This is a genomic window from Streptomyces sulfonofaciens (assembly GCF_014656295.1).
Taxonomy (GTDB): Bacteria; Actinomycetota; Actinomycetes; order Streptomycetales; family Streptomycetaceae; genus Streptomyces; species Streptomyces sulfonofaciens.
In genome coordinates this window covers 57,915-65,965 of the sequence record NZ_BNCD01000034.1, presented here as the reverse complement: position 1 = coordinate 65,965, position 8,051 = coordinate 57,915, and the positions used below count along the sequence as shown (strand labels likewise).

The following is an 8,051-nucleotide window of genomic DNA, read 5'->3' as shown; positions in this document are numbered from 1 at the left end:
AACGCCTCGGCGGACGAGATGAAGCGGGCGCCCAGTTGACGCAGGACGCGGGACTCGTCATCCAGGACGTCGAAGAAGAGGGGGATGCGGCTCTCGATACTTCGCATTCTGTGGAACCTGTCCTTGCCGTGCCAGTGGGGGACGGGTCGTGCGCGCTGCGGGAACGGCTCCGCCGCCACGACCGTGAACTGCCCGTCGCACGTCGAGCAGACGAACTCGGCTGATCGGCGTCGGAGGCAACGGGCGCTGCGCAAGCCCATCCCTGATGGATCGACCGCGTCGAAGGCAGTGCCCCTCACCAACCGAACTGAACTGTACCATACAGTTCAGTTGGCGACCACTGCGGGCGCCGGCACGACGGGGTTGAACCGCACCGTTCGGTACATTGAGTCGCGGTACTGGACCCTCGAGCAGTCGAAGTGGAGATGAAGTGCCAGCTCGTACGCCTCGTCGCCGGCAGAACGGCCCATCAGGCAAGCCATCTCCCGTGCCGTCGCCCCACACCGAGGCCACGCCCCCCAGCCGGATTCCATCGGGCGCACGCGCCGAAGCGAAGCGGGCGGCAATTCTGGCGGCCGCCCGCGAGGGTTTTTTAGCCCATGGTTTCGGGGTGAATCTCGACCGGATCGCCGAGCTGGCGGACGTGTCGAAAGTGACGATCTACAACCACTTCGGCAACAAGGAAACCCTGTTCCTCACGGTCATAGACGTCGCGCTGTCCGAGGCCCTGGACGACGCTCAGACATACCTGACGACGGTAGTGGCCGATTCGACCGACCTGCGGGCCGACCTGATCACTGCCTGCCGGGTGTGGGTGACCCGGATCGGCTCGCCGGAGCTGCTGCAGTTGCGCAATGCGGTCGTCGGTGAGCTGCGCCAGATTCCCGCACTTGCGACGGAGTGGTCGAAGAAGGGTCCCGAGCGCTTTCATCCAATGCTTGCGATGGCATTGCGCAGTCAGGTCCAGCGCGGCCGCCTGTCAATTCCCGACATTGACCTGGCGGTGCTCCAACTGTCCGGTCTCGTCCTGTCACCGATTCAGGTATACGGCGCCTACGGCAACCCCCCTACGGTCAAGCGCGTCGAGCAACTGATCACAAGTGGAGTGGACATGTTCCTGAGTTATTACGGCTACCAGGACTGCTGAGGGGTTCCTCACTCCCCGGCTGGGCATGCAGGGCCGGTGGCTCGTCCAATTTTCTTCATGCCCGCCTTGAGGAGTGCGGACCTGATTCCCGTTCGCGGCCGCCCATTCGCGCATCACGAGGGCGCCCCCGGCGGAACCGCCCTTCACAGCTCCGGCGTCACCTCCCCGTTCGTCCGGCGAAGGAACTCGACGGTCCGCCCGGCCCAGCCGGTCACGTCCTCCGCGTGCGTCGAGATGTGGAGCTGGGCGCCCGGGATCACCTCGGCGAGGCGTTGCGCCGTCTCCACCGGATGGACGGGGTCGGAGTCCCAGGTGAGGATCACAGTGTCGGAACACGCAGGGCGGCGAGCACCTCGGGCGCGGGCAGGTCCGAGACCGCCGCGCCGGCCAGGACGTGCGGCAGGAGCGCGGGCGGTGCATCGGGATCGCCCGCATAGGCGGTCCCTTCGAGGGCGGCCGGGACCGGCCCGTTCCGGATCGCTGTCACCAGTTGGCCGGGGTCCGCAGCGGCGAGCTCCGCCATCAGGCGGTACTGCCCGGCTTGCGCGGCCCGCCTTTCCCAGGCGGTGGGAGGCGTGGTGCGGACAAGGCGGGAGAAGCGGTGCGGCGCCAGAAGCACCGCGTGCAGCGCGGTCGCGGTTCCCATGGACGCTCCGATGACGCCGATCGGCCGATCGGCCGATCGGGGGAGAAGTGATCGGCCATCGCCAGCATGTCGCGCGCAAGGTTGGGCCACCGGTAGTCCTCATCGCGCAGCGGGCCCGTGCTGCGGCCGTGCCCCCTCGCGTCATAGGCGATCAGGCGGCTGCGTGAGGCAACCGGGCGGTAGTCCACCAGGCCGCGGGCAGCGTCCGCCGCGCGGCTGGAGGTGAGCCCGTGGCCGTGGAGGACCACGTCGCCTTCGCCCTTCACCGTGCAGGCGAGGTCGGCGCCCGGCACGTGCAGGGAACCGTCGGCCGGACTGCCGTGTTTTTGTCCGTCCGGATCCGCCGTGCGCTCGGCGCCCGGGCAGGGGCGGCTCATGATCCGCTCGGCTTTCCCTGCGCGAGGCGCGAGAGGTGGTCCCACTGATCCAGCCCGGCAAGCCGGCCGGAGTACTCGGTGCGCAGAGCCTCCAGGCCTCCGGTCCTGAACAGGACCCGCATGGGCGGCTCGGGCGTCTCCACGAGCGTGAGGAGGGCCTCGGCCGTCGCTGCGCGATCACCCGGTGTGAAGCCGCCGGCTCCTGCCCCCGCGAACAGCGCCTGCCGGGCATGGGCGTACGCCGGATCCTGCCGGGCCTGCGGGGACCCGGCCGCCAGACCGGTGGGGAACATGACCGGCTCGATCAACGTGACGTGGATGCCGTACGCGGCGACTTCGGCCGCGAGCGACTCGCTCATCGCCTCCAGGGCCCACTTGGATGCCCGGTAGATGCCGAGCGCCGGATAGGCGACCAGGCCCCCGGGTGAGGAGACCTGCAGGATCCGGCCCGCCCGGCGCTCCCGCATCCCGGGCAGCACGGCCCGAGTGGCCCACAGCGCACCGAAGTAGTTGACGTCCATCTGGGCCCGGGCCTGCTCCTCCTCGACCTCTTCGATGGCGCCGACCAGCATGTGACCTGCGTTGTTGACCAGCACGTCGATGCCGCCGAACGTCTCCTCAGCGCGCTGCACGGCGGCGCGAACGGCCGCGGAGCGCCAGGGCACTGCGCCTGACCTTGGACGAGCGCGACCATCTCTTCCGGCTGGCCGGGCACCGACCGCCGGACCGCAGGCGGTCCGACGACCACGTCGCGCCTGGCCTGCTCGGTGTGCTGGACCGTCTTCCCGATGTCCCGGCCCAGGTGATGACCGACCTCGGTGCCACCCTGGTCCAGAACGATCCGGCACGGGCCGTCTTCGGGGATCTCACCCGGTTGCGCGGTGCCGCGGGCACGGTGGTGTACCGGTGGTTCACCGATCCCCGTGCCCGGGCCGGGTATCCGGTTCAGGACCACGCGACGGAGTCCAGGGCGCTCTTCGCCGACCTGCGGGCCGCCGCCGTCCGCCGCGACGACGCGCAGGCGAAGGACCTGGTCGAACGGCTGCTACGGGCGAGTCCCGAATGCGAGGCCCTGTGGCGTCCGCATTCGGTGGGAGTGATGCGCAGCAGACGCAAGCGGATCCTGCACCCCGAGGTGGGCCTCCTGGTATTCGACTGCCAGGTGCTCGTCGACGAGGAGCGCACAGATCCTCGCGCTGTTCTCGCCGGTGGCGGGCACACCGACAGCGGAGCGTCTCACGTTTCCCGGTTCCCTCGGGCCCCTGGGCAGTTCCGTTTGCAGCACGTGGTCGTCGGTCCGGGTGTGCCGTTGGCTGAGGCGCGGTGGGTGCGGACCGAGCCGCTGTTCCCGGAGCGGGCACCGATGCGAGGTGGTCGCCGGCGTGACCATCGCGAAGTGATCGATGCGATCGCCTGGACGTCGAGGACCGGCTGCCAGTACGGGTGACGGTACGGCAGTCGGGCTCAGGTGTGCTGGCCGGAGCGCCGGCGGCGCAACCACACCGTGCCGACGGCGGCGGCACCAGCCGCGGCGGTACCCGCGGACACCGGGATCAGCCAGGCCGTGGACTGCCCGGTGTCGGCCAGCTCGTCACCGCCCAGGTCCGCGCCGGCGGTCTGCCGGTGCCCCGCGGAGGACGGGTCGGTGCTCGACGTTCCGCTTCCCGCGGCCTGCACCTGGACGGAGGCGAGGACGTCGTGCTCGGTCTTCAGCGCGCAGGACACGTTCACGTTCCTGATCTTCTCGCCGTCCGTCTTCACCGCGGTGGCATGCAGCGTGAAGTCACCGGCGTGCAGGCTGACCGTGCCCGGAGTACCGAAAGTCTGTCCCGGCACCGTGCCTGACGCGGTGACACGCATCGAACCGGACGACGGGAGGCGAAGCTCCGGGGCCGTGAGCCGCAGCGGAATGCTGCGCGTGCCGCCCGCCCCGGTGACTTCGATGCCGGTCTCCAAGGTGGTCTCGACGCTCGCGACCTCCAGTGTGCGGAGCACGTCCACGTACTGCGCGTCGAGCGTCGTCCCCACGCTGATGGTCGACGTCCCGGTGGCCCGGCCCGCCACGGCCCCGTCAGGCACCTCGGCGTGGACCACTCCCTTGACGGGCACGTGGACAACGCTCAGGTTGCAGGAGTACAGCAGGGTCCTGGAAACGGACTGCGCCTGTGCGCTTCCCGCTCCCACCACTCCGGCGAACACGGCCACCATGCCCGAGGCCGCGGCGATTCTGACCGTCGACTTCATTGTTTCCTCCCCTGATCGCCGGTGCGGGCGTACTTCTCCCCGTCTTCTCACGATAGGGAAAACGACGCGATTGCCGTCGCCTTTGGTTCCACTAAGGGCTGTCCCGTTTTTGGCCGAGGTTGTGGTGCGCGTGATAAGCGTGTGTCAGGTGTTCCTGAAGTCGCACGTGCCGGAACTGATAGACGGCCCCGGTCTGGCGCAGGACGTTGCGGTCGAGAGCGTCCTCCAGGAATGCCGTCACAGCCCATGGGACCTTTCCGCGCAGCGGCAGCCAGATACGCACCAGCGCCACCCACTGCCCCCAGGCCGTGAAGCTCAGCCCGTATCCGAGCCCTCCCCCGAAAGCCGCCTCGAGGCCGAAGACGAGTCCGGCCAGGAATCCCCACAGCGGTCCCCCCTGGAGACCGGCCCCCAGCCCGGCGGGCACCCCCATGACCAGCATCCAGACGACCATGTGGAACAGGGTGTTCACACGGTTGGTGGCCAGGGAACCGGACACGCTGGCAACTGAGCGGCGGTCGACCGGCGTCATGGCCCAGTGCGCGACGGAGAGCGCCAGCCAGGCGCCGACGCCGAGCAGGCACGGCAGTAGGAACGCCCCCTGGAGTCCGCCGTCGTTCCCGTCGTCGTAGCCCAGCCAGCCGACGGGTCCCCGGTCGAGCAGCACCAGCACAACGCCCGCCGGCATACCCAGCCCGAAGCCGATCAGGAACCGCGGCGCACCGGCCGCGCGCCGCTTTCCGCCCCCTCGGGAGAAACCGACGGAGAGCCGGGAAGGCTCCGGTGGCCCACTACGGGACATGTATCCGTACGCGGCGCCGAAGGCTACACCGACCGCCAGGCCGTGCAGTGATCCGACGATAATTCCGCGGACCACGGCGAAAGAGAGACTCTGCGCGGTGGTGACGAGATCCACGGGGATGTTCCCGATTCCTGTGGTCACTCCGAAGGCCAGCGCTGCCAGGAAACCGATCACGAGAACGCGCACGGAACGAGGCAGGGTGGTGCCCAGTTCCCACCAGGCGATGTCGCGGTAGCGCCGGTCCTCGGTACTGAGACCTTCCAGGTGGGCGGCGAGGAAACCGAGCCGGCGTTCCGCGAGTTCCGGAGTCCAGCGATGGCGGCGGCGCGCCGGCAGCCCCGGGCGGTTCTCGTAGACAGCGGGGACGAACGCGGCGAGCAGGTGCTCCTCCAGCGCCTCGGCGGAGTCGAACCGCGTCTCGTCGAGCATGTCCCGTGGGTCCCGGCCGGACGTCCCGTCGTAGATGGTGCGTGCCATGGTCACCATCAGCGGTGAGGACAGCGCCTGCGCGAGATGCTCCGCGCCACGGGTGCGCGGCTGCTCGTTCAGCCGGTGCAGCACAGGCTCCCAGACGGTGCTGCGCTCGCCGTCGCTGCGGATCGGGCGGCTGGCGAAGTGCAGGTAGTCGGCGTAGTCCGGGACCGTCAGTGCCTCCAGCTCGATCACGGCAGCCCGGGTGAGCACGCCCCGGAGCGCCGCCCAGCCGTACTCGTCGGGGCGGCTGGTGAGCATCAGCGGGAGGTCGGTGCGGCCGAGTTCCCCCAGCGCGGTCCCCTGGAGGGCGGTGCCGATCTCGTCGAAGCCGTCGAGGACGGGCAGGACCAGGTCCTCGTCGAGCACCGCGAGCGCCTGGCTCCGTCCATCGTCAACGGGGGCCTCCAGGAACGGGTAGTCGCGCAGCAGTCGGCCGCGCATCCACTCCTTCAGCGACTGCCGCGTCGGGTCCCAGGAGCCCACCTGGAAGACGACGGGCACCCGGTCGCCCGGAGCGCGCTGGTGCAGCAGGCCGAGGACGAAGCGGGAGACGAGGACCGTCTTGCCGGCGCCGACGCCGCCCAGCACCACCAGCCGCCCGGACGGCACCGATCGGTACACGTCCACGATCTCGTCGAGCCTGCCGTTCAGGGGAAGCGGGTCGGCCAGTTCCCTGGGCGGCACGAGGGTGTCCGCGAGCGGGGTGCGGATGCCGGCCCAGTGCTCGTACACGTTGCGCCGGGTGCAGTCGAAGCGCACCTGGATGCGGTACCGGCTGGTCGCCCGCTGCCGCTGCTCCTCGCCGCGCCACTGCTCACGCACCGCACGCGCCAGGCTCTCGGCCGCCGAGCGGGCGTCCGCCGCGCCCGGCCGCTCCGGCGGCGCGGTCCAGCCGGGCGGGTTGTTCGGCGGAGGCAGCCGCACGAGGCCGCCGGGACGGGCGGGCAACCCCGTCAGCCTCTGGAGGGTGTCGAACCGGTCGGGCGGAAGGCGGTACCAGCGCTCCGTCTTGCTCGCCGTCAGCCGGTGCAGACCCTCGTCGTAGTGCCGGGTGACGACTCCGATGACGCACCCGCCGCTCCACACCACGGCCCCGGACATACCCTCCCAGGGCGAGCGTCCGGGTTCGGCACGGGGCCCCGGCGAGTCGAGGGAGATCTCCAGCTCGCGGGCGACCAGGTTCGACCAGGGGGTGGTGGTACCGCGGGCGTGGTGGGTGTCGCGGTACCAGATCGCCTCCTTCGTCCGCCGGTGCCGGGACACGGTGTCCGGACGCAGCTTGAACAGCGGGAAGCCGAGCACCTCGCAGTCCACGGGCGCCGCGACGGAGGCGTACCGCACCGGGAGGACGCCCCCGGGCCGCCAGCCGCCCGGGCCGGCCGCCGGGAGGATCTCGACCACGGCGATGTCCAGCTCGTCGTCGGACCACACCACCCGCCCCGGGGCCTCCATGACGGTGACGTCCGGCGCGCCGTCCGTCCGCATCCCCCCGGCCGCCGTCGTGCCGCCCGCCGCGGGCAGCGCGCACAGCAGCAGCGACTCCGCATCGCCCACCACGTGCGCCGCGGTCAGCACCGACGTACGGGTCATCTGGTACCCGGAGCCGCGCCACCGTTCACCCGTGCGTTGGGTGACGACGATCTGCACCAAGCGGTGCGGGTCGAGTCCGGTGGCGCGGCGGCCGCCGTCGGTGAAGCTCACCGCTCATACGGAGCGGCGGCACCACGCACGTACGGCGGGCTGCCGGCTCCTCGGAGGGTCGGCCGCAGCGCCAGGGTGAGACGCTGTGTGGACGTGGCCCCCGCGGCGGCGCCGGCGTTCGCCTCCAGCACCCAGAACCGGGCCCGCGCGCCGGCCTCACCGGATCGCTCGACGGCTACGGAGACCTCCAGTTCGACCGTCTCCAGCTCGAACCGGAGCGCGGCGCCCTCCGCCGCGGCCACGGCTCTTTCCAGCTCCTCGCGGAGGTCCCTGATCACACTGGCCAACTCGATCATTCCCGCTTCCCGCCCCCGGCCCCCGCGGCACCGGGCTCGGCCGTGACTGCCGTGCCGGTGCGTCCGGCCACACCCACGCGTACCGGCGCGCGTGGTCGGAGATGGGCCGGTCGAGTCGTCCGGAGTGTGGGTCGTACCCCCTCCCCGCGCACGGCAACCTTCCGTTTCACGACAGACCCCGGCGGCGACGTGCCGGGCGCCGTGGCGCGTCGGCGGCATGTGCAGGACTACCTGAACGAGGGGCCCCTTGATCAGGTAGGCGATTTCCGACCGGGCCGGGTGAGTGATCCCGGGCGCTTCACGAGGGGGGTGACCGTGTCCTCCCGGCCGGTTCCAGCGGTGCGCGCGGCCGGGATCCGCTCAG

General features: G+C 70.8%; 8 protein-coding genes. 2 read left to right on the top strand and 6 right to left on the bottom strand.

Annotated elements, in window-relative coordinates:
- The first annotated feature begins 487 nt into the window (after positions 1–487).
- Positions 488–1,147: a TetR/AcrR family transcriptional regulator gene (locus tag IE313_RS32810; RefSeq protein ID WP_229925146.1), complete on the top strand. Its 660-nt coding sequence runs from the start codon at positions 488–490 to the stop codon at positions 1,145–1,147.
- Between the two features lie 143 nt (positions 1,148–1,290).
- Here the strand turns inward: IE313_RS32810 and IE313_RS35780 are convergent, their stop codons facing one another.
- From IE313_RS35780 to IE313_RS32800, 3 genes are all read right to left on the bottom strand, one after another.
- On the bottom strand, positions 1,291–1,470 hold the full coding sequence (locus IE313_RS35780; protein ID WP_229925145.1) for an alpha/beta fold hydrolase family protein: 180 nt from the start codon (positions 1,468–1,470) through the stop codon (positions 1,291–1,293).
- Positions 1,467–1,793, bottom strand: a complete 327-nt coding sequence (locus IE313_RS35775) for a hypothetical protein (RefSeq protein WP_229925147.1) — start codon at positions 1,791–1,793, stop codon at positions 1,467–1,469. The genes IE313_RS35780 and IE313_RS35775 overlap by 4 nt, the downstream gene beginning before the upstream one ends.
- Positions 1,794–2,166: 373 nt before the next feature.
- A complete protein-coding gene (locus IE313_RS32800; RefSeq protein ID WP_189938716.1) occupies positions 2,167–2,835 on the bottom strand; it encodes an SDR family NAD(P)-dependent oxidoreductase in 669 nt (222 codons plus the stop codon).
- A gap of 11 nt (positions 2,836–2,846) precedes the next feature.
- On the opposite strand from IE313_RS32800, the gene IE313_RS32795 reads away from it, so the two are divergent.
- Positions 2,847–3,617, top strand: a complete 771-nt coding sequence (locus tag IE313_RS32795) for an MmyB family transcriptional regulator (protein ID WP_189938714.1) — start codon at positions 2,847–2,849, stop codon at positions 3,615–3,617.
- Between the two features lie 17 nt (positions 3,618–3,634).
- Here the strand turns inward: IE313_RS32795 and IE313_RS32790 are convergent, their stop codons facing one another.
- The 3 genes from IE313_RS32790 to IE313_RS32780 form a co-directional block, all read right to left on the bottom strand.
- Positions 3,635–4,414: a DUF6801 domain-containing protein gene (locus IE313_RS32790; RefSeq protein WP_189938712.1), complete on the bottom strand. Its 780-nt coding sequence runs from the start codon at positions 4,412–4,414 to the stop codon at positions 3,635–3,637.
- 91 nt (positions 4,415–4,505) lie between these two features.
- Positions 4,506–7,391, bottom strand: coding sequence for an NACHT domain-containing protein (locus tag IE313_RS32785; RefSeq protein ID WP_189938710.1), 2,886 nt, complete (start codon positions 7,389–7,391; stop codon positions 4,506–4,508).
- Positions 7,388–7,687, bottom strand: a complete 300-nt coding sequence (locus IE313_RS32780) for a trypco2 family protein (RefSeq protein WP_189938708.1) — start codon at positions 7,685–7,687, stop codon at positions 7,388–7,390. Before IE313_RS32780 ends, IE313_RS32785 begins: the two co-directional genes overlap by 4 nt.
- Positions 7,688–8,051 lie beyond the last annotated feature (364 nt).